This is a genomic window from Variovorax sp. GW823-FHT04B03 (assembly GCF_058796495.1).
The window spans coordinates 108,663-129,091 of sequence record NZ_JBXAIT010000009.1 but is presented as its reverse complement, the minus strand read 5'-3'; the positions used below and the strand labels follow the sequence as shown (position 1 = coordinate 129,091).

At 69.0% G+C, this 20,429-nt stretch carries 19 protein-coding genes; 5 read left to right on the top strand and 14 right to left on the bottom strand.

From position 1 onward, the window contains the following. Window positions 1-7: 7 nt before the first annotated feature. The 5 genes from fabD to AC1RAD_RS30905 form a co-directional block, all read right to left on the bottom strand. Window positions 8-961, bottom strand: coding sequence for an ACP S-malonyltransferase (fabD, locus tag AC1RAD_RS30925; RefSeq protein WP_492738939.1), 954 nt, complete (start codon window positions 959-961; stop codon window positions 8-10). Between the two features lie 51 nt (window positions 962-1,012). Then, window positions 1,013-1,990 carry a beta-ketoacyl-ACP synthase III gene (locus tag AC1RAD_RS30920; protein ID WP_070062242.1) on the bottom strand — a complete coding sequence of 326 codons (978 nt, stop codon included), beginning with the start codon at window positions 1,988-1,990 and terminating at the stop codon, window positions 1,013-1,015. Further along, window positions 1,990-3,087, bottom strand: coding sequence for a phosphate acyltransferase PlsX (gene plsX / locus AC1RAD_RS30915; RefSeq protein WP_492738937.1), 1,098 nt, complete (start codon window positions 3,085-3,087; stop codon window positions 1,990-1,992). The genes AC1RAD_RS30920 and plsX overlap by 1 nt, the downstream gene beginning before the upstream one ends. Before the next feature lie 61 nt (window positions 3,088-3,148). Beyond that, a complete protein-coding gene (rpmF, locus tag AC1RAD_RS30910; protein ID WP_057592299.1) occupies window positions 3,149-3,331 on the bottom strand; it encodes a 50S ribosomal protein L32 in 183 nt (60 codons plus the stop codon). Window positions 3,332-3,504: 173 nt separating this feature from the next. Next, window positions 3,505-4,062: a YceD family protein gene (locus AC1RAD_RS30905; RefSeq protein ID WP_095746469.1), complete on the bottom strand. Its 558-nt coding sequence runs from the start codon at window positions 4,060-4,062 to the stop codon at window positions 3,505-3,507. Between the two features lie 86 nt (window positions 4,063-4,148). On the opposite strand from AC1RAD_RS30905, the gene AC1RAD_RS30900 reads away from it, so the two are divergent. From AC1RAD_RS30900 to AC1RAD_RS30890, 3 genes are read left to right on the top strand one after another with little or no spacing between them, the layout of a single operon-like run. Beyond that, window positions 4,149-4,730: a Maf family protein gene (locus AC1RAD_RS30900; protein ID WP_492738935.1), complete on the top strand. Its 582-nt coding sequence runs from the start codon at window positions 4,149-4,151 to the stop codon at window positions 4,728-4,730. Next, entirely contained in the window at window positions 4,727-5,494 is a 768-nt protein-coding gene (locus AC1RAD_RS30895; protein ID WP_492738933.1) for an SAM-dependent methyltransferase, read from the top strand. The genes AC1RAD_RS30900 and AC1RAD_RS30895 overlap by 4 nt, the downstream gene beginning before the upstream one ends. A gap of 2 nt (window positions 5,495-5,496) precedes the next feature. Continuing rightward, the gene (locus AC1RAD_RS30890) at window positions 5,497-6,663 is read left to right on the top strand and encodes an MFS transporter (protein WP_492738931.1); all 1,167 of its coding nucleotides are present in this window, start codon (window positions 5,497-5,499) and stop codon (window positions 6,661-6,663) included. A gap of 13 nt (window positions 6,664-6,676) precedes the next feature. Here the strand turns inward: AC1RAD_RS30890 and AC1RAD_RS30885 are convergent, their stop codons facing one another. Genes AC1RAD_RS30885 through AC1RAD_RS30870 form a run of 4 tightly spaced genes read right to left on the bottom strand, consistent with a single transcriptional unit; the run spans window position 6,677 to window position 9,874 of the window. Then, on the bottom strand, window positions 6,677-7,717 hold the full coding sequence (locus tag AC1RAD_RS30885; RefSeq protein ID WP_056572114.1) for a S49 family peptidase: 1,041 nt from the start codon (window positions 7,715-7,717) through the stop codon (window positions 6,677-6,679). A gap of 1 nt (window position 7,718) precedes the next feature. After that, window positions 7,719-8,087 (bottom strand): Rieske (2Fe-2S) protein, encoded by a 369-nt coding sequence (locus tag AC1RAD_RS30880; protein ID WP_070062237.1) that lies wholly within the window; start codon window positions 8,085-8,087, stop codon window positions 7,719-7,721. A 10-nt stretch (window positions 8,088-8,097) separates the two neighbouring features. Continuing rightward, window positions 8,098-8,781, bottom strand: coding sequence for an HAD family hydrolase (locus AC1RAD_RS30875; protein WP_492738929.1), 684 nt, complete (start codon window positions 8,779-8,781; stop codon window positions 8,098-8,100). After that, the gene (locus tag AC1RAD_RS30870) at window positions 8,774-9,874 is read right to left on the bottom strand and encodes an RluA family pseudouridine synthase (protein WP_492738927.1); all 1,101 of its coding nucleotides are present in this window, start codon (window positions 9,872-9,874) and stop codon (window positions 8,774-8,776) included. The genes AC1RAD_RS30875 and AC1RAD_RS30870 overlap by 8 nt, the downstream gene beginning before the upstream one ends. A 548-nt stretch (window positions 9,875-10,422) precedes the next feature. On the opposite strand from AC1RAD_RS30870, the gene AC1RAD_RS30865 reads away from it, so the two are divergent. Beyond that, window positions 10,423-13,656: an Rne/Rng family ribonuclease gene (locus AC1RAD_RS30865; protein WP_492738925.1), complete on the top strand. Its 3,234-nt coding sequence runs from the start codon at window positions 10,423-10,425 to the stop codon at window positions 13,654-13,656. Between the two features lie 61 nt (window positions 13,657-13,717). Here AC1RAD_RS30865 and AC1RAD_RS30860 read toward each other — a convergent pair whose 3' ends face one another. Further along, the gene (locus AC1RAD_RS30860) at window positions 13,718-14,599 is read right to left on the bottom strand and encodes a LysR family transcriptional regulator (RefSeq protein WP_492697203.1); all 882 of its coding nucleotides are present in this window, start codon (window positions 14,597-14,599) and stop codon (window positions 13,718-13,720) included. Window positions 14,600-14,710: 111 nt separating this feature from the next. On the opposite strand from AC1RAD_RS30860, the gene AC1RAD_RS30855 reads away from it, so the two are divergent. Beyond that, a complete protein-coding gene (locus AC1RAD_RS30855) occupies window positions 14,711-16,279 on the top strand; it encodes an MFS transporter (RefSeq protein WP_492738923.1) in 1,569 nt (522 codons plus the stop codon). A 22-nt stretch (window positions 16,280-16,301) separates the two neighbouring features. On the opposite strand, the gene AC1RAD_RS30850 is transcribed toward AC1RAD_RS30855, so the two are convergent. Genes AC1RAD_RS30850 through hemC form a run of 4 tightly spaced genes read right to left on the bottom strand, consistent with a single transcriptional unit; the run spans window position 16,302 to window position 20,382 of the window. After that, window positions 16,302-17,588: a heme biosynthesis protein HemY gene (locus AC1RAD_RS30850; protein ID WP_062482750.1), complete on the bottom strand. Its 1,287-nt coding sequence runs from the start codon at window positions 17,586-17,588 to the stop codon at window positions 16,302-16,304. Between the two features lie 7 nt (window positions 17,589-17,595). Further along, window positions 17,596-18,690, bottom strand: coding sequence for a uroporphyrinogen-III C-methyltransferase (locus AC1RAD_RS30845; protein ID WP_062482753.1), 1,095 nt, complete (start codon window positions 18,688-18,690; stop codon window positions 17,596-17,598). Continuing rightward, window positions 18,687-19,457, bottom strand: a complete 771-nt coding sequence (locus AC1RAD_RS30840; RefSeq protein ID WP_492738921.1) for a uroporphyrinogen-III synthase — start codon at window positions 19,455-19,457, stop codon at window positions 18,687-18,689. Before AC1RAD_RS30840 ends, AC1RAD_RS30845 begins: the two co-directional genes overlap by 4 nt. Before the next feature lie 19 nt (window positions 19,458-19,476). Next, window positions 19,477-20,382, bottom strand: coding sequence for a hydroxymethylbilane synthase (gene hemC / locus AC1RAD_RS30835; RefSeq protein ID WP_492738919.1), 906 nt, complete (start codon window positions 20,380-20,382; stop codon window positions 19,477-19,479). Window positions 20,383-20,429 lie beyond the last annotated feature (47 nt).

The following is a 20,429-nucleotide window of genomic DNA, read 5'->3' as shown; positions in this document are numbered from 1 at the left end:
GCGGCGTTCAGCCGGCGAGCGATTGTCGGACGTCCGCGAGGGTGGCCGGGTCGTACACCGACGCGGCGTCCAGTTCGGGGGCGATGCGCTTCACCATGCCGGCCAGCACCTTGCCGGGACCGCACTCGATGATGGCGGTTGCACCGCGCAGTTTCAAGGCCTGAACGCTCTCGACCCAGCGCACCGGACCGGCGGCCTGGCGCACCAGGGCGTCGCGGATGCGGTCGGCATCGGTCTCGACGGCCACGTCGATGTTGTTGAGCACCGGAATCTGCGGCGCAGCCAACGCCACGCTCGCGAGCTTCTCGCGCAGGGCTTCGGCCGCGGGCTTCATCAGGCTCGAATGGAACGGCGCCGACACCGGCAGCGGCAATGCGCGCTTGGCGCCATTGGCTTTCAACAGCTCGCAGGCCTTGTCGACCGCAGCCTTGCTGCCGGCGATCACGGTCTGCATCGGATCGTTGAAGTTCACGGCCTCGACCACCTCGACGCTGCCGGGGCCGAACGTGGCGGTGGCTTCGGCGCAGCCGGCGACCACCTTGTCGGACGCCATGCCGAGGATCGCCGCCATCGCGCCGACACCGACCGGCACCGCCTGCTGCATGGCCTGCGCACGAAAACGCACCAGCGGTGCGGCCTGCGAGAGCGTGAGCACGCCCGAGGCCACCAGCGCCGAATACTCGCCCAGCGAATGACCGGCGACCACGGACGGCGTGGCGCCGCCTTCAGCCAGCCAGGCACGCCAGGCGGCCACGCCAGCCACCAGCATCACGGGCTGCGTGTTGGTGGTGAGCGCCAGTTCTTCCTTGGGACCGCTCTTGATCAGTGCACCGATGTCTTCGCCCAGCGCTTCGGAGGCTTCACGCAAGGTCTCGACCACGGCCGGGTGATCGCCCCAGGCGTCGAGCATGCCGACCGCCTGCGAGCCCTGACCCGGAAAGACAAAAGCAAAGGATTTCATTGTTGTTTCTTCGTCACCGCGCCGACGCCCGCTTCGGGGCGTCGCGACGCACTACAGATTCAATAGCACCGCGCCCCAGGTGAAGCCACCGCCCACGCCTTCCAGCATGAGGGTCTCACCCTTCTTCACCTTGCCCGAGCGCACGGCTTCGTCGAGCGCCAGCGGGATCGAGGCGGCCGAGGTGTTGCCGTGCTCGTGCACCGTGACGACCAGCTTTTCGCGCGGCAGCTTCAGCTTCTTGGCTGTGCCCTCCATGATGCGGATGTTGGCCTGGTGCGGGATCAGCCAGTCGATGTCGGCCTCGGTCTTGCCGGCCTTGGCGAGCGTGGCGCGCGCGGCGTCTTCGAGCACGCGGACCGCCAGCTTGAAGACGGCCTGGCCGTCCATGTGCAGCAGCGGCGTGCCGAGCACGTTGCCGCCCGACACGTGGCCCGGCACGCACAGGATGCCGACGTGCTTGCCGTCGGCATGCAAGTCGCTGGCCAGGATGCCGGGCTCGTCGGAGGCCTCGAGCACCACCGCGCCCGCGCCGTCGCCGAACAGCACGCAGGTGGTGCGGTCGTTGAAGTCGAGGATGCGGGAGAACACTTCGGCGCCGATCACCAGCGCGCAGCGCGCGGTGCCCGTGCGGATCATCGCGTCGGCCACCGTCAGTGCGTAGACGAAACCGCTGCAGACCGCCTGGACGTCGAAGGCCGGGCAGCCGGCAATGCCGAGCTTGTGCTGGAGGATCGCGGCCGACGACGGGAACACCATGTCCGGCGTCGAGGTCGCGACGATGATCAGGTCGACGTCGCTCGCCTTGCGGCCGGCGGCTTCCAGTGCATGCTTCGCGGCTTCGAGGCCGAGATCGCTGCTGCTGACATCGGGCGCCGCGAAGTGGCGCGCGTGAATGCCGGTGCGCTCGACGATCCACTGATCGGAAGTTTCGATGCCGCGTGTCGCCAGATCCTTGGCAAGGTCGTCATTGGTGACGCGGCGGGGGGGCAGGTAGCTGCCGGTGCCGGTAATGCGCGAAAAAGGGGTCATCAAGCGTGAAGGGCTGTCGCGTCGGTCGGCACCGCCGACTCCTGCCGCGCTAGCAAAGGCGCGGCGTGGGCGATACGGGCCCGCACGCGATCGAGCAGGTTGTTGCGAGCGGCATCATAAGCGCGATCCAACGCATGGCCGAAAGCCACTTCGTCGGCCGAGCCATGGCTCTTGAACACTAGCCCGCGCAAGCCCAGCAAGGCCGCGCCGTTGTAGCGGCGGTGATCCAAGCGACCTTTGAATGCTTTTAGAACCGGGTAAGCAACAATAGCCGCCAGTTTCGTGAGAATGTTTCGCGAAAACTCGACGCGAATGAACTCGCCGATCATCGACGCGACGCCTTCGCTGGCCTTCAGCGCCACATTGCCGACAAATCCGTCGCACACAACGATGTCGGTCGTGCCCTTGAAAATGTCGTTCCCTTCGACGTTGCCGTAGAAGTTCAGATCCTTGGAGTTGGCAGCTGCACGCAGCAGTTGGCTGGCCTTCTTGATGGTTTCGCTGCCCTTGATGGCTTCCTCACCAATATTGAGCAAACCGACCGAGGGCGATTCGTTGCCGGTCAATGCCGAAACGAGCGCCGAGCCCAGCACCGCGAACTGAAGCAGGTCTTCAGCGTCGCAATCGACGTTCGCACCGAGATCGAGCACGGTGGTCGCCCCACCCTTCACATTGGGCAGCTGGGGCGCAATGGCAGGACGGTCGATGCCATCGAGTGTCTTGAGCAGATAGCGTGCGATCGCCATCAATGCGCCCGTGTTGCCAGCAGATATCGCCGCTTGCGCCGCGCCATCCTTGACCTGCTGGATCGCGACGCGCATCGAAGAGTCTTTCTTCTTGCGCAGGGCGATTTCGATGGGATCGTCCATGCCGACCACTTCGCTGGCCGGCACGATGCGGGCGCGCGGATGGTCGGCAAACCCCGTCAATGCGGCCGGCGCACCGACGAGCAGCAACGAGGCTTCGCTGTGCCGCTCGAGAAACGCGCGGCAGGCCGCGAGCGTGACACGCGGCCCATGATCACCCCCCATGCAATCCACGGCGAGCGTGATTGCGGCGGGCGCAGCAGTGAGTTCGGGAGAAAAAGGCGCAGCCATCAAAACAAAGGCCCGACGCTACAGCAAAAGTAGCTTCGGGCCTTGGCCTTGGGATTCGAGATCAGGCTTCGGACTTGTTCTTGAGCACCTGACGGCCGCGGTAGAAACCGTTCGGGCTGATGTGGTGGCGCAGGTGCGTTTCGCCGGTGGTGGGCTCGACAGCGATGCCGGGCACGCCCAGGGCGTTGTGGGAACGGTGCATGCCGCGCTTGGAAGGCGACTTCTTGTTTTGCTGGACGGCCATGATGGCTCCTGGACGGTTAGGTGGGTGACTGGATGCGGGCTCAAGCGGTGGCAATGAGGCGAAAGCTCCGGCGGCATGCATGGAATGCCACGTTCTGCCTTTGCCTTGTATGCATTGCTGCTCACGGCGGCGCGCGCGAAGCCCATGATTATAGCCCAGCCAGAGAGAAAGGGCTACTTTCCCTCTTCGGGCTTGCGCGGACGCAACGCGCCGAGCACGGCAAAGGGGTTCGGCTTGGCCTCTTCGGCCGCCTGAAAATCGTCGTCGCTGGAGGACAGGCGCACCGGCGTCGGGCACACGTCGTGGACCGGCATGACGGGGATTTCCATCAGCAGCTCGTCCTCGATCAACCCGCGCAGGTCGAAATCGCGGCTGACAACCAGCAGGTCTTCATCGGACTCCTCGTCTTCCGCCTCGGCCGTGGCCTCGTCGGCCACGAAACGGAACCAGCGGTCCACGAACAGTTCGGTATCGACCGGCGACAGGCAGCGCTGGCACACCAGCGGCACGGTGGTTTCGACGTCCAGGTGCAGCCAGGGCGTCGCCTTGCCGTCAGCGCCGGGGCGCTCTTCGCCGGTCGCTTCCCAGCGGACCACGGCGTCGGTGGCCGGCGTCGCCAGTTCGGCGACCAGGCGCGCGAAACCCGGGACCGGATCGGCGCCATCCAGCGTGGCGGCCGCCGCGGTGAACGCGGGCACATTGAGCCTTTCGGGGGCAAATTCTCTCTTCATCCGCCCCAGTCTAGCGCGCCAGCCGCCCTCCCAGGTGAGCAACCCGTCGAGCCGGTCGGGTCCGGTCGCTCACGCACAATCGCTGCATGCAACGCACCGTGATCCTCGCCTCAACCTCGCGCTACCGGCGCGAACTGCTCACCCGCCTCCATTTGCCCTTCGAGGTGCACGCCCCCGAAGTCGACGAAACCCCACTCGACGGCGAAACGCCCCGCGCGCTGGCCGAGCGCCTGGCACTGGAAAAGGCCAACGCCGTGGCCGCACGCTTTCCCGACGCGGTGGTGATCGGCTCCGACCAGGTCGCCGACCTGGCGGGCGAGGCGCTCGGCAAGCCCGGCGACCACGCACGGGCCACCACCCAATTGCGTCGGATGCGCGGCCAGACGCTGATCTTCCAGACTGCCGTGGCCGTCGTCTGCCATGCCACGGGCTTCGCCCAGCGCGACATCGCTCCCGTGCGCGTGGTGTTCCGCGATCTCTCCGATGCCGCCATCGAGCGCTATCTATTAGCAGAGCAGCCCTACGACTGCGCCGGCAGCGCCAAGAGCGAGGGCTTCGGCATCGCGCTGCTCGACGCCATCGACAGCGACGACCCGACCGCACTGGTCGGCCTGCCCCTGATCCGCACCTGCCGGATGCTGCGCGCTGCGGGGGTCGACCTGCTGTGACGACCCCAGGCAAGCTTTACCTCGTCCCCGCGCCGCTCGATTTCGGCTGCGATCTCCAGGCACCGCTGCAGGACGCCCTGCCGCTGGGCACGCTGCAGGCCGCCGCCGGCATCACGCACTGGATCTGCGAGAACGCCAAGTCGACCCGCGCCTACCTGAAGCGCATCGACGCCGTCGTGCCGCTGGCCGCGCCGCTGCAGGCGCAGAACATCCAGGAACTGCCGCGCGAGGTGCACAAGAAAGGCGACCACGCTGGCCAGTTCGACGCCCGCCCGCTGCTCGCCGCCGCACTCGAAGGCCACGACGTCGGCCTGCTGAGCGAAGCCGGCATGCCCGCCGTGGCCGACCCCGGCTCGTCGGTGGCGCGCGCCGCGCACGACCTGGGCATCACCGTCGTGCCGCTCACCGGACCGGTGTCTTTGCTGCTGGCCCTCGCAGCAAGCGGCTTGAACGGACAGAACTTCGCCTTCGTCGGCTACCTGCCGCAGGACGGCGGCGAGCGCCAGGCGCGCATCCGCGAACTCGAGACGCTCGCACTCAAGACCGGCCAGACGCAGCTCTTCATCGAAACGCCGTACCGCAATGCCGCCCTGCTGCAGGCGCTGGTGCAGACGCTGCAGCACAACACCCGGCTCGCCGTCGCGCGCGGCCTGACGCTGGCGACCGCGCAGGTGCGCAGCGAGACGGTGAAAGCCTGGCGCGCTGCCAAGCCGCAGGCCACGACCGACGAGCGCCTGCCCGCCGTGTTCGCCATCGGGCGCTGACGGTGGGGCCGGGCGTCACGGCCGGTACGCGCTGGGCGTCGCGCGCCCAGTTCTTCGCGTCGGGCTTCATCTTTGCGACCTGGGGCGTGCACGTGCCGACGGTCAAGGCGCACTACGCCATCGACGAGGCGCAGCTCGGGCTCGCCATGCTCGCGGCGGGCGCCGGCGCGATGGTCGGCCTGACCAGCGCCGGGCGCTGGATCGGCCGCCACGGCCCGCGCCGCATGGCCGCGCTGTGCGGCTGCGTCTACGCCCTGCTGATCGCCGGCCTGATCGCGATGCCCGGCTATGCCGCGCTGCTGGGCCTGCTGGCGGTGTTCGGCCTGGTCACCAGCGTGTTCGACGTGGCGATCAACACCGAAGCCGCGCAGCTCGAATTGCGCGGCAATCAGCCGTTGATGAGCGGCATGCACGGCATGTTCAGCCTCGGCGGCATGGTCGGCGCCGCGAGCGGCAGCGCGGCGCTGGCCGCCGGCATGGCGCCGCAGACCCACTTGTGGACGGTGGCCGTGGTGATGATCGGGCTGGTCGCAATCGCGTCGACGCGCATGCTGCCCACGCCGGCCGCACCCGCCGACGGTGCGGCTGCGGCGGACCACGGCTTTCGTCTGCCACGCGGCGTGCTCGCGGTGCTCGGCGTGCTGGCCGCGCTGGGGCTGATCGCCGAGGGCGCCATCTACGACTGGAGCGTGCTCTACATGCAGCAGGAACTGGGCAGCCCGCAGCAGCAGGCCGCGCTGGCCTATGCGAGCTTTTCCGCCGCGATGGCAGCCGCACGTTTTGGCGGTGATGCGATGCGCGCCCGTTTCTCACCCACGGCCTTGCTGCGCGGCAGTGGCCTCCTCGCGGCGGGGGCGATGACGCTGGTATTGCTGACCGACCTGCCCTGGCTCGCACTGCTCGGCTTCGCAGGCGTCGGCGTTGGTTTCGCGAATGTGGTGCCGATCCTGTTCGGCGCCTCGGCCCGCGTGCCGGGCGTGGCGCCCGCCAATGGCATTGCCGCCGTGTCGGCCATCGCTTACTTGGGGTTCATGGCAGGGCCCGCGGTGATCGGCCTGCTGGCGCGGGTCAGCACGCTGACCGCCGCGCTCTATGTGGTGGTGGCCTTTGCCGCCGCGCTGGCGGCCTCGGCCCGGTTCACCGGCAGCGGCGACAGCAGCGCCGCCTGAAAAAAAGCCGCGCTCAGCGCAGCGCCGGCGAAGTCTTCAGCGCACTCACCGAGGCCGCGCCCATGGCGGCGCCGAACTTCTTGGCCAGCTTCTCGGCCACGTTGTCGCGGCGCGTGTAGTCGATGACTTCCTCGGCCTTGATCACCTCGCGTGCCACGAAGTCGACGTTGCCCAGCTGGTCGGCCAGGCCGAACTCGACGGCCTGCTCGCCGCTCCAGAACAGGCCGCTGAACAGGCCCGGGGTGTCGAGCTTGAGGCGGTCGCCGCGGCCGGTCTTCACCACGTTGATGAACTGCGTGTGGATCTGGTTGAGCATCGACTGGGCATGCGCGCGCTGCGCGTCGTTCATCGGGCTGAACGGATCGAGGAAGCCCTTGTTCTCACCGGCCGTCAGCAGGCGGCGCTCGACGCCGACCTTTTCCATCACGCCGGTGAAGCCGAAGCCGTCCATCAGCACGCCGATGCTGCCGACGATGCTGGCCTTGTCGACGAAGATCTTGTCGGCCGCGGCGGCGATGTAGTACGCCGCCGAGGCGCAGGTTTCCTCGACCACCGCGTAGACCGGCTTCTTGTGCTTGGCCTTCAGGCGCTTGATCTCGTCGTTGATGATGCCGGCCTGCACCGGGCTGCCGCCGGGCGAGTTGATCAGCAGCACCACACCCTTGGCACCCTCGTCCTCGAAGGCCGTCTTCATGGCGGCGATCACGAACTCGGCGCTGGCGTCGCCGCCGTTGGCGATCTCGCCCTTGATCTCGACGACGGCCGTGTGGGCCGTGGTCTTGGCGGTGCTGGGCGTGCTGCGCGAGAACGCGAACCAGGCCAGGAACACGAAGAAGGCCAGCCAGCCCAGGCGCACGAAGGTCTTCCAGCGGCGCGTGGCCTTCTGCTCATTCAGGGAGGCGAACGCGAGTTTCTCGAGCGTGGCGCGCTCCCACCCGGGGCGCTGCGTGGGATCTTGGGCCATGGTGCGGGGGCTGTCTTGGGATGTCGTAAGGGGGACGGCCGGCTCCAGCGGTTCGAAACCCTGGGGTTCCCTGCGATTCGGATCGGTCATGTCAGAAGGAAAGAGGTTGGAGGTTCCAGTCAGTATGCCAGTGCACCACGCCGTCTTCTTCGCTCAGCGCGATCTTCACGAGCCCGCCGCGGCACGGCCCGCCCGCGCATTCGCCGGTGTCGGGCTTGTAGACGGCGCCGTGGGTGGCGCACAGCAGCCACTGGCCGCTGTCGTCGAAGAAGCGGTCGGGCTGGAAGTCCATCTCCATCGCCACATGGCTGCAGCGGTTGAGGTACGCATGCGGCAGGCCCTCGAAGCGCACCGCGAAGGCACGGCAGGTTTCGCCGCCGTGGACCACGTCGAAGGGAACGGCGTTGCCGCCCTCGACCAGGTCCGAGGCATTGCACAGCGGGATGCGCGAGTCGCTCATGCCTTGGCCCTCAGGCGTTCTCGAGCAGCCAGGCCTGCAGCTCGGCGATCGACTGCGCCACGTACAGCGGCTTGAACTCGTCGAAGGTCGACGACGCATGCGCGCCGAAGCCCACGCCCACGCTGGCGCAGCCGGCGTTCTGCGCCAGCTGCAGGTCGTGCGTGGTGTCGCCGATCATCAGCGTGCGCTCGGCCGGCACGTCGAGCTCTTCCATGAGTTCGAGCAGCATGCGCGGATGCGGCTTGCCGAAGGTTTCATCGGCAGTGCGCGAGGCGTCGAAGCGGTCGCGCAGCGCCACCGTCTTCAGGGCCTCGTTGAGGCCGCGGCGTGACTTGCCCGTGGCCACGGCCAGCTTATGGCCGCGCGCGCGCAGCGCATCGAGCATGGGCAGCACGCCGTCGAACAGCACGAGGTCGTCCTGGTGCTGCAGGAAGTGGTAGCGGTAGCGGGCGCCGAGCTCGGGGTACTTTTCCTTGGGCACATCGGGCGCCGCGCGCGCGAGCGCCTCGGCCAGGCCCAGGCCGATCACCCAGGCGGCATCGTCCTCGCTGGGCTTGGCACCGCCGACATCGACCACGGCCGCCTGGATGCAGCGCACGATCAGGCGGGTGGAGTCGTAGAGCGTGCCGTCCCAGTCGAAGGCGATCAGGTCGAAGCGCGGGGAACGTGCAGGGCGGGCGGAAGAATCAGTCATGGGCCGTGGGGGTGGGGTGTTGCGCCATCGCCTCGAGCGCCGCGCGCGACATCAGCGCATGCAGCTCAGGCGGCAGCCCGGCCTGCAGCGCAATGCGCTCGCCGCTGGCCGGGTGGTTGAATTGCAGCCGCCACGCATGCAGGAACATGCGCTTGAGGCCGAGTTTGTGCAAGGCGCGCTGGCGCTCGGACTCGCCATATTTGTCGTCGCCGGCAATCGGATGCCCGGCCGAGGCCAGGTGCACGCGGATCTGGTGGGTGCGCCCGGTCTTGATGGTCACCGCCAGCAAGGACAGCGGCGCGGCGTCGCCCGGCAGGCTGAGGCGGGCCAGCACGCGCACCAGCGTGACGGCGCGCATCGCGTCGGGGTGGTCCTTGGCGACCACGCGCACGCGGCGCTCGCCGGCACCGGCGCCCGAACCGTCGGGCAGCAGGTACTTGGCGAGCGGCGCGTCCAGCACCTTCTTGTTGGCGGGCCAGTCGCCTTCGACCAGCGCCAGGTAGGTCTTGCCGGTCTCGCGCTCGCGAAACTGGTCCTGCAATGCCACCAGTGCGCTGCGCTTCTTGGCGACCAGCAGGATGCCGGAGGTTTCGCGGTCGAGCCGGTGCACCAGTTCCAGGAACTTGGCGCCCGGGCGCGCCGTGCGCAATTGCTCGATCACGCCGAAGCTCACGCCGCTGCCGCCGTGCACCGCGACGCCAGCGGGCTTGTCGATGGCCAGCACGGCCTCGTCTTCGAGCAGCACGGGAAACTCGCGCGCCGGTGCGGGCGGCGTGGCGCCCTCTTCGGCGCGTGGCGAGATCCGCACGGGCGGAATCCGGACCAGATCACCGTCTTCGATGCGGGTCTCGGCCTGGGCCCGGCCCTTGTTGATGCGCACTTCGCCCGACCGGATGATCCGGTAGACGTGCGTCTTCGGCACGCCTTTCAGATGGCGAAACAGGAAGTTGTCGAGCCGCTGCCCAGCAGATTCGGCGTCAACGGTCAGGAAGTGGATGGCGGCGTGCGGCGTGCCGGTGTCGGCGCCCGCGGGTCGATCTGCGGGATTTGGAGCCCCCGCGGGGCTTTTCTTCGCACCTATAATGTTTTTCACCAGCGCGGTCGTGTAAGTGCTTGATTAGACAGAAGTTTAGAGCACTGACGACCATGCTGTGAGGTCGATGCCGCTTTGGCGTCCAGCCCGCAAACCCCGCGCAATCGCGCAAAGTGGCAGGCCAGGCACCCAAGTCAAGCCGACACCCACGAAACACCGATACGGAATACCCAGCCTGCAGCTTCCAAGCTGCAGGCGGATCGAAGCGAGTCCCTTGTTGTGTTGATGCTGCTGATTCAAATATGCCTGCGCTGGTCGACCTGGTTTCGACCAGTCGCCTCAGGCATTGAATCGCCCGCAGTGCGCGCCACCCTTGCGCAACCGGCTGTCAAAAAGGCAGCCACCCAACACCGAATCTGGCTCGCGCCCATCCACGCGCCCCCACCCCGGCTGTCTTCTTGAGCTGACGCTCGAGAGGCCTGTTCGCGCCTGGCGCGGCAGTCACAGCATCCGGGGCCAAGCGGCAATTCCCTGGTTTCGCGGGCGTCGTCCGTGCATCGTTGGCTCGTCATGAGCCGGTAGAACGATACATATAAGGACAACGCATCATGAAGCGGATGCTGATCAATGCCACGCAGGCCGAAGAACGCCGCCTGGCCATCGTCGACGGGCAGAAACTGCTCGACTACGAAATCGAAATCGAAGGGCGCGAACAGCGCAAGGGCAACATCTACAAGGCGGTCGTGACCCGCGTCGAGCCGTCGCTCGAAGCCTGTTTCGTCGACTACGGCGAAGACCGCCACGGCTTCCTGCCGTTCAAGGAAATCTCCAAGCAGTACTTCGCCGAAGGCGTGTCGGCCAGCCAGGCCCGCATCCAGGACGTGATCCGTGAAGGCCAGGAACTCACCGTCCAGGTCGAAAAGGAAGAACGCGGCAACAAGGGCGCCGCCCTCACCACCTTCATCTCGCTGGCCGGCCGCTATGTCGTGCTGATGCCCAACAACCCCCGTGGCGGTGGCGTGTCGCGCCGCATCGAGGGCGACGACCGCGCCGAACTCAAGGAGGCGATGGACCAGCTCGAGTACCCGAAGGGCATGAGCATCATCGCGCGCACCGCCGGCATCGGCCGCTCGGCGCCCGAACTCCAGTGGGACCTGAACTACCTGCTCAAGCTGTGGACCGCCATCGACGGCGCGGCCAAGGGCGGCAAGGGCGCCTTCCTGATTTATCAAGAATCGTCGCTGGTCATCCGCGCGATCCGTGATTACTTCAATCACGACATCGGCGACATCCTGATCGACACCGACGACATCTACGACCAGGCGCAGCAGTTCATGGCGCACGTCATGCCCGAGCATGCCGCCCGCGTGAAGCGCTACCGCGACGACGCCGCCCTGTTCAGCCGCTTCCAGATCGAGCACCAGATCGAGTCGGCCTACGCCCGCACCGTGCAGCTGCCTTCGGGCGGCGCCATCGTGATCGACCACACCGAAGCACTGGTCTCGGTCGACGTGAACTCGGCCCGCGCCATCAAGGGCGGCGACATCGAAGAAACCGCCACCCGCACCAACCTCGAAGCCGCCGACGAAGTGGCCCGCCAGATGCGCCTGCGCGACCTGGGCGGCCTGATCGTCATCGACTTCATCGACATGGACGAGTCGAAGAACCGCCGCGAAGTCGAAAGCCGCCTGCGCGACGCGCTCCGGCAAGACCGCGCCCGCGTGCAGTTCGGTTCGATCAGCAAGTTCGGCCTGATGGAAATGAGCCGCCAGCGCCTGAAGCCGGCGCTGTCCGAAGGTTCGTCGATCCCCTGCCCCCGTTGCGGCGGCTCGGGCCACATCCGCGACACCGAATCGAGCGCGCTGCAGATCCTGCGCATCATTCAGGAAGAGTCCATGAAGGACAACACGGCCGCCGTGCATGTGCAGGTGCCCGTGGAAGTCGCCTCGTTCCTGCTGAACGAAAAGCGCCCCGAAATCGCCAAGATCGAGCTCAAGCAGCGCGTCACCGTGCTGATGGTGCCCAACAAGACGCTCGAAACGCCGAACTACAAGCTCGAGCGCCTGAAGCACGACGACCCGCGCCTCGATCACATCGAAGCCAGCTACAAGATGGCCGACGAGATCGAAGACCCGACCTCGGTCACGCGCCGTTCGCAAGAACCCACCAACAAGCAGACGCCGGTCATCAAGGGCGTGCTGCCCGACGCACCCGCGCCCGTGGTGCCGCCCAAGCCCGAAGCGGTGCGCGCTGCGCCCGCGCCCGCCCCGGTGGCCCCGCCCGCGGTGGTCGCTCCGGCCCCGGCACAGACCGGCTTCATGGCCTGGATCAAGAGCTTCTTCGGCGGCGCCTCGCCGGCGCCCGCACCGGCACCGGCCCCCAGCGCCATTCCGGTCGAAGCACCGAAGCCCCGCCGCGAAGGCGGTCGCCCGGGCCGTGACGGCGAAACGCGCGGTGCGCGCAGCGCCGATGGCGAACAACGCCGCGGCGGACGCGGCGGCGAAGGCCGTGGCGAAGGCGGCGGCCGTTCGGGTGGACGCGACGGTGACCGCCGTGGCGGACGCGGCGGCGAGCGCCGTGAAGGCGGCGAACGCCGCGGCGAGGCTCGCAACACCGAGCAGCGCAACGACAGCACCAACCCGGCACGCGAGCAACGCGAGCCCCGTGAAGCACGCGCACCGCGCGACGGCGAACAACGCCGTGGCGGTCGCGGCGAGCGCCGCGAAGGTGGCGAAGGCCGCAACGCACCGGCCGAAGCCCTGCTCGACGGCAACCTGAACCTCGACGCGCAGCAACAGCAACCGGCACCCGGTGGCGACGAAAACGGCAATGCCGCAGCGGAACGCGCACCCCGCGCCCGCGGCGAGCGCCGTGAACGTGGCGAGCGCGGCGAGCGTGGTGAACGTGGCGGCGAACGCAACGAGCGCGGTGAGCGCAACGGCGACGCGCAGCAGCAACAGCCGCGCGACGAAGCCACCGCCGGCGACGGCGAGCGCCAGCCCCGCAACGGCCGTGGCGACGAGTCGCGCGGCCCGCGCGGCGAGCGCAACGACGACCGCCGCGAGCGCCGCAACGACGCGCCTGCCGCCAACGAAGGCGACGCACGCGTGGCCGAATCGGCTGCCGCCGGCGATGCCGAGCAAGGCAACAACGAAGGCAACGAGCAGCAAGCCCCGCGCCGCGAAGGCGAAGAGCGCCGCGGCCGTTCGCGCGACCGTTACGGCCGTGACCGCCGCGAACGCGGTCCGCGTGACGACGCCGGCAACGGTGGCAACGAAGCCAACGGCGCAGACGCCGCACCGGTCGCCGAAGGCGCCGTGGCTGCCGAAGGCCAGGCCGAGCGCCAGCCGCAGCAGCAACTGCCGCTGGTGGCGGAAGCCGCCGCAGTGGCCGTGGTCGCCACCGCGTTCGAAGTGCGCGAACCCGCGCCGCAGGTGCAAGAGCAGCCGCGCTTCGAGCGCCCCGCCGCGCCCGCACCGGCACCCGTCGCAGCGCCCATCGTGGTCGAAGCCGCAGCCAAGCCCGCAGCAGCAGCGCCCGCCGGCAACGGCCGCGCACTGCCCAAGGTGCAGGCCTTCGAACTGCCGCTGAACGAACTCGCGCAGATCGCAGAAAGCTCGGGCCTGCAGTGGGTCAACTCGGATGCCGAACGCATCGCGCAGGCGCGCGCCGCGATCGCCGCCGAGCCGAAGCCGGTGCACGTGCCGCGCGAACGCCCGCCGGTGATCGTGCTCGACGAAGGTCCGCTGGTGCTGGTCGAAACCCGCCGCGACCTCGGTTCGATGTCGCTGCCGTTCGAACAGCAGCAACAGCAGCCGCAGGAACAGCAGCGCTCGCTCTGAGCCCTGCTCCCTCGCAAATGAAAACGGCGCCTTCGTGGCGCCGTTTTTTTTGCTTCGGAGTTCAGGCCTGCTGCGGCAGTGCCTCGACGCCGGGCAGGTCCGGCATCTCCAGGATCAGTTGCCCGAAGCGGCAGGCGCACGGCGTCTTGCCGTTCTCGCTCCAGATCAGCGAGAAGTTCACGCTCGGCAGCGGCGGTAGGCCGTAGCGGCCGTCGACGATCTTCATGCCCGGCTCCACCTCCTCGCGCGTGAGCACCGTCACCGCGAGCCCCGCCAGCACCGCCGCGCGAATGCCCTGCGGGCTGGCCGAGGTGAAGACCACGTGCCAGTCGAGCGACGACGCGAGGTCGAGCGCCGACCCGGCCACCTGCCGGTTGACGCACGGCTTCGGAAAGAAGGCCAGCGGCAGCGATGCGCCCTTCGGCGCCTCGAAGGCCTCGGCCGCAGCCCACACCAGTTGCGTGCGCCGCAGACAGGTGCCCTCCACCACGTCGGGCGGCGACATTACGACCGCGAGGTCGAGCTCGCCGGCGCGGATGGCCGCGCGCAAGTCGGTGTGCATGCTCACGCAGACCTCCATGCGCACCGCCGGGAACCCGCGCGCGAACTGCGAGAGCAGCGGCGGCAGGCGGTCGCCCATGAAGTTGTCCGGCACACCGAAGCGCACCACGCCCGAGATCGGCGAGGGCTGGAAGCGCCGCGTCATGGCATCGAGCGTGTCGAGGATCTGCGTTGCGTAGCGCAGGAAGTCTTCACCGTCCTCGGTCACCGTGAGGCGGCGCGTCGTGCGGTGCAGCAGCGGCCGGCCCACCTGCTCCTCGAGCTTGCGGATCTGGTGGCTGATGGCCGACTGGGTCAGGTGCAGGCGCTCGGCGGCGCGCGTGAAGCCGCCGGTTTCCTTGACGGCCACGAAGGCGCGCAACAGCGTGGGGTCGAAGTCCATGGCGATCCTGGATAAATGATGTTTTTTAATGAATTCTAGGAAATCAAATCATTTCCATCATGAAGAGGGTTTCACCAGAATCGGCCACTCTGCCTTTTTGGAAACCGTCCGATGTCCCTCTCCCCTGCCGGCAAGAACCGGATCGCCCTGTCCGCGGTCTGCCTGATTGCCCTGATGTTCGGCCTGGAAATCTCCAGCGTGCCGGTCATTCTTCCCACGCTCGAAAAATCACTGCATGGCGACTTCAGCGACATGCAGTGGATCATGAACGCCTACACCATCGCCTGCACCACGGTGCTGATGGCCGCCGGCACGCTGGCCGACCGCTACGGCCGCAAGCGCGTGCTGATCGTCGGCGTGGTGCTGTTCGGCCTCACCTCGCTGGCGTGCGGCATCGCGGGCAACGCATGGGTGCTGATCGTCAGCCGCTTCCTGCAGGGCCTGGCCGGCGGCGCGATGCTGATCTGCCAGCTCGCGGTGCTGTCGCACCAGTTCCAGGAAGGCAAGGAACGCAGCAAGGCCTTCGCGATCTGGGGCGTGGTGTTCGGCATGGGGCTGGGCTTCGGGCCGATCGTCGGCGGCGCGATCGTCGCGCTGTCGAGCTGGGAATGGGTGTTCCTGGTCCACGTGCCGCTGGCCGTGCTGGCGCTGGCGCTCGTGTGGGGCAGCGTGGAAGAGTCCAGCGACCCCGACGCGAAACGGCTCGACCTGCCGGGCATCGTCACGCTGTCGCTCGCGGTGTTCGGCCTGACCTACTTCATCACGCAGGGGCCGGGCCTGGGCTTCGCGAGCCCCGCGGCCGTGGGCATCCTCGTCGCGACACTGGCCTGCTTCGCAGTCTTCGTGTGGGTCGAGAAGATCAACCCGCACCCGATGTTCGACTTCTCGGTGTTCCGCATCCGCAATTTCTCGGGCTCGATCGTCGGCTCCATCGGCATGAACTTCAGCTTCTGGCCGTTCATGATCTACCTGCCGATCTACTTCCAGAGCGGCCTGGGCTACGACGCCGTCACGGCCGGCTCGGCGCTGCTGGCCTACACGCTGCCCACGCTGGTGCTGCCGCCGCTGGCCGAACGCCTGTCGATGCGCTACCGGCCCGGCGTCGTCATTCCGGCGGGGCTGTTCGTGATCGGCCTGGGCTTCATCGCGATGCGCTGGGGCAGCGGCGTGGCACACGCGAGCTGGCTCACGCTGCTACCCGGCTGCCTGCTGGCCGGCATCGGGCTGGGGCTGACGAACACGCCCGTCACCAACACCACCACCGGCTCGGTGTCGAGCGCGCGCGCGGGCATGGCCTCGGGCATGGACATGAGCGCGCGGCTGATCACGCTGGCCATCAACATTGCGCTGATGGGGTTCCTGCTGCTCGAAGGGATTCACGCGCACCTGAAGCAGGCCTTGTCCGCGTCGCTCGATGCAGAGCAGCTGCGCGCGCTGGCCGAGAAAGTCGCGGCGGGCAGCTTCGCGTCGCTGCCCGAGCAGTTCCCAGCGCTGGTACAGGCTGATCCGTCGGGCGCCGCCGTGCATGCGGCGCTGGTGCACAGCTTCGGCTGGGTGATGCTCTACGGCGGGATCGGGGTGTGGGTGCTCGCCGGCTTCAGCCTGCTGATCTTCGGCAACGGCAAGCCGTCGGTGCGAACGACGGGCCTGGCGGCCGCCAAGGAGTCCGCGTGCTCCTGAAGCCGGCGGACCGAGACAACGCTCAGGGGGTGTTGTCGACCTGCGCCGCGCGCTTCCACGCATCGGCGGCCTGCGCGTGGTCTTCGCGCGCCTCGGCCAGCTGGGCCAGCGCGAGCCAGGCACGCCGGTAGAGGTCGGGGTCTTGCAAACCGAGCCCGGCCTGCGTGAGCAGCTGCTGGGCCTTGCCCCACAGCTGGCGCTTCATGCAGGCCATGCCGGCGAGGTACTGCAGGTTGGCGTCGCGCGGGTTGTTGCGCTGCGCGCTCTCGATGCGCGCGAGCCAGTCGGCGTCCACCGAGTCGAGCCCCGCTTCGAGTGCGCGCGTGAGCTTCACGCGCAGCCCGTCGCCGAGGCCGCGCGGGTTCGCCACCATGCGCTCCCAGGCCGGCAGCAGCCAGCCACGTGCCAGCGCCAGGTCACCGCGCAGCGCGACCATCCGCTGGGCCGCGTGGATGGCCACCTCGGGCATCTGACGCTCGGCCGAATCCAGCTCGGACCACGCACGCAGCAACTGCGCCGGGTCATGGGCGCCAGTCAGCAGTTCGGTCGCGAGGCCGCGCACGATGCTTTGCGCCGCCGCGTCGGAGAAGGCGCGGTGCTTGGCCAGCAGGCGCGCGGTGTCGAGCGCCTCGACCGTGCGACGGTCCTGCCGCGCGGCCTTGAGCCGCAGCCGCAGCGCCAGCGTGCGGCGTTGCGCGCCCTGCGGCAGTTCTTCGAGCCGTGCGAGCGCGGCCGTGGGGTCGCGGTCGTCGAGCGCCCAACGCGCGGCGCGCAGCTGCACGCCTTCGCGGGTTTCAGGGCTCGCGAGCACGGTGCGGTCGGCGCTTTCGTTGAGGGCCTGCTGCAGATGCGCGTCGCGCGCGGCCTTGTCCTGCAGGGCCTGCGCGCTTTCGGCGGCCAGCAGGTGCGACAGCACGCGCACCTGCTGCGCCTGCGGCAGCTCGGCGCCAAGCGCGGCCAGTGTCTTTTCCTGCGTGAGCGCGGCCTGCGCAGCCTTGCGGGCGCGCGAGAAGCGGCCGGCGATCAGCTGCACCATCGCATCGAGCAAGGCGGAGTGCAGCATGCGTTCCTTCTGCTGCAGCCGCCAGTGGCGCGCCTGCGTGGGCAGCGAGAACAGCGCCGCGAGCGCCCGCAACGCAACGTGCAGCAGCACGAAGGTCAGCAGCAGGATCACGAGCACGAGGTTCAGCGAGAGATCGACCCGCCACGGCGGCCAGAACACGGTGATCGTGCCCTGGTTGTTGCCGGCGAAGAGCGCCACCGCCGCGGCGACGGCGAACAGCGCGAGGAGCCAGATTGCAGCGCGCATGAGCGGATCAGCGCCCTGCGGCCGCGGTGGTCAGCGCGGCCAGCGTGTCGTCGATGCGCACCGGCTCCGTGCTGCGCACGAGCTGCTGCAGTTGCTGCAGCTGCGTGGCCGCGGCCTGCGTGCGGCGCGAGGCCGGATCGAAATAGCGGTTGAGCGATGTGGTGACCTGGCCCAGTTCGCCACGCGCGGCGTCCATCTGGCGCGACAACAGCGACAGCCGCGCGTTGAGCAGCTTGAGCTTGAGGTTCTCGCGCAGGAAGTACGACTGCTCGGGCGCCAGCAGCACCGCCTCGGGGCTCTCGATGCGGCCCACGCGCACCAGCGAGCGGGCTTCGCCGCGAATCGTCAGCAGCACGCGCTGCCACCAGGGCGCATCGGCGGGAATGGGTTCGGGACGCCAGGCGTTGACGCCGTTGCCGCGAACGGCCACCGCATTGAGCGTGGGCAGGTCGTCCACGCTGCGCACCAGTTCGTCGAGCTTCTGCAGGGCTTCGGCGCTGTCGGTGCTGGCGCTGCTGCGCAGGCGGTCGGCATCGCGCTGCATGGCGCGCTGCACGGGCGCGAGCCGCGGTTGCGCGGCGCGTGCGATGCGCAGGTCGCCGGCCTTGAGCGCGGCGAGCAGCGGCTCGAGGCTGCCGGTGACCTGTGCCTGCTGCAGCGCGAGGCGCACGGCGGATTCGATGTCGATCACCAGGTTCTCGTCGCGCGAACGCGAGAGGCTTTGAATGAGTTCTTCCAGCTGCGAGCGCTGCAGCGCGACTTCGGCCACGCGGGTCTCGATGAGCGCCACGCGGGCGGCGGCGTCGCGCACCGTGTCGCTGGCCTGGCGCGCCAGCGTGCGCGCTTCCATCGACTGGGCGGTGGCCTCGGCGCTCTGGCGCGCGAGCTGTTCCTTCATGCCGCCGACCTTCTGCCACAGCGCGATGGTCGACAGCAGCGCGATCAGCGCCACGAGGGCCACGAGACCCATGCCGATGCGTGCCAGCAGGGTGGCCGCAGCCGCCTGGGCGGCGGGCGTCTGGTGCGGCGCCACCGTGGCGGGCACCTGCACCGGGGCGGCGGAAGGGGGAGAAAGGTCGTCGGACGGGGACGCGGCGCTCATGCGAAGGATTCTATCGACGCGATCAGCGCTTCCCGCAGGGGTGTGCAGACACGCAACGCCCCGAAACCCGCGGCCTGCGCGGCTTCGCCGATGCGTGCATGGGTGGCGATGGCGCGCGCGGCCTGCCACGAGGTGCCCGGCATGGCGCGCTGCAGGTTGCCGATGGCTTCCGAGCTGCTGAAGAGCCAGATGCCGTGTCCGCCCGCGGCTTCGGTCGCGATGCGACGCTGCGCCTCGTCGAGCGCGGGCGCGAGGCGCCGGTAGGCCACGACGGTGTCGCGCACGCCGCCGGCGGCATCGATCTCGCGGGCCAGCCATTGGCGCCCGGCCGGCTGGCCGGCCTCGTCGCCGCCGCGCACGATGAGCACGCGCACGCCCGGCGACACCTGCCCGTGGGCCAGCGCCCACAGCGCCTCGGAGTCGAAGCGCGTGGCGCCGGGTGGTGGCGCGTCGATGGCGGCGGGCGGCACGCCGGCGCGCAGCAGCGCGCGCTCGGTGCCGGGGCCGGTGGCCCAGAAGCGGCAACCGGCGAGTGCCGCGGTGCCCCGGTGCTGAAAGAAGTGGTCGACGGCGGTGGCGCTCACGAACATGAGCGCCGCGTAGTCCGCGAGCCGCGCCCAGGCGGCGCGCAGCGGTTCGACGTCGAGTGCGGGCGCAATGGCGATCAGCGGCAGCGCCACGGCCTCGAGACCGGCCGACTGGAAATCACGAACCCACGCCGCCGCTTCGTGCGCCGGCCGCGTGACGATGACAGGCCCCGCGCGCATCGCTCGGCGCCCACCGTGATCAGTGGGCACCGGCGTCGCGCAGCAGCCCGGCGGCGTGCTGGCCGAGGGCATCGGCCCCCGCGAAGTCGCCGGCCTCGGCCTGCGCGTGCACGCGCACCAGCGGCGCGTCGCCTTCGGGGTCGCCCCAGGCGGCGTCGATGCGCAGCGTGCCGTCGGGCTGGCGGCGCGCATGGGCCGCGAGCGGCATGGAACAGCTGCCGCCCATCGCGCGGCTCACGGCGCGCTCGGCGGTGGTGCTGAGCCAGTCGCCCTTGTGGGCGAGCGGCGCCAGCAGGTCGATGAGGTCCTGGCGATCGGCGCGCACCTCGATGCCGAGGGCGCCCTGCCCTGCGGCGGGCAGCATGGTGTCGGGGTCGAAGGCGACGCGGATGCGGTCTTCGAGGCCCAGCCGCTTGAGCCCGGCCGCCGCGAGCACGATGGCGTCGTAGTGGCCTTCGTCGAGCTTGCGCAGGCGGGTGTCGAGGTTGCCGCGCAGCGGTTCGATGCGCAGGTCGGGCCGCTGCGCGCGCAGCAGCACCACGCGGCGCAGGCTGGAGGTGCCGACCACCGCGCCCTGCGGCAGTGCGTCGAGCGAGGCGTAGCGCGGCGACACCAGCGCGTCGCGCGGGTCTTCGCGCTCCAGCACGCAGGCCAGCGTGAAGCCCTCGGGCAGCTCCATCGGCACATCCTTGAGCGAATGCACGGCGATGTCGGCGCGCCCGTCTTCGAGCGCGGCTTCGAGTTCCTTGACGAAGAGGCCCTTGCCGCCGACCTTGCTCAGCGTGCGGTCCAGGATCTGGTCACCACGGGTGGTCATGCCCAGCAGGCTGACACTGTGGCCTCGTTCTTGCAAAAGCGTTTGCACGTGTTCGGCCTGCCACAGGGCCAGCCGGCTTTCGCGCGTGGCGATCACGATGTTGCTCAAGATCGCTCCCAAAAAAGTACATGGTTTCTGACCTCTGGAATGCTAGC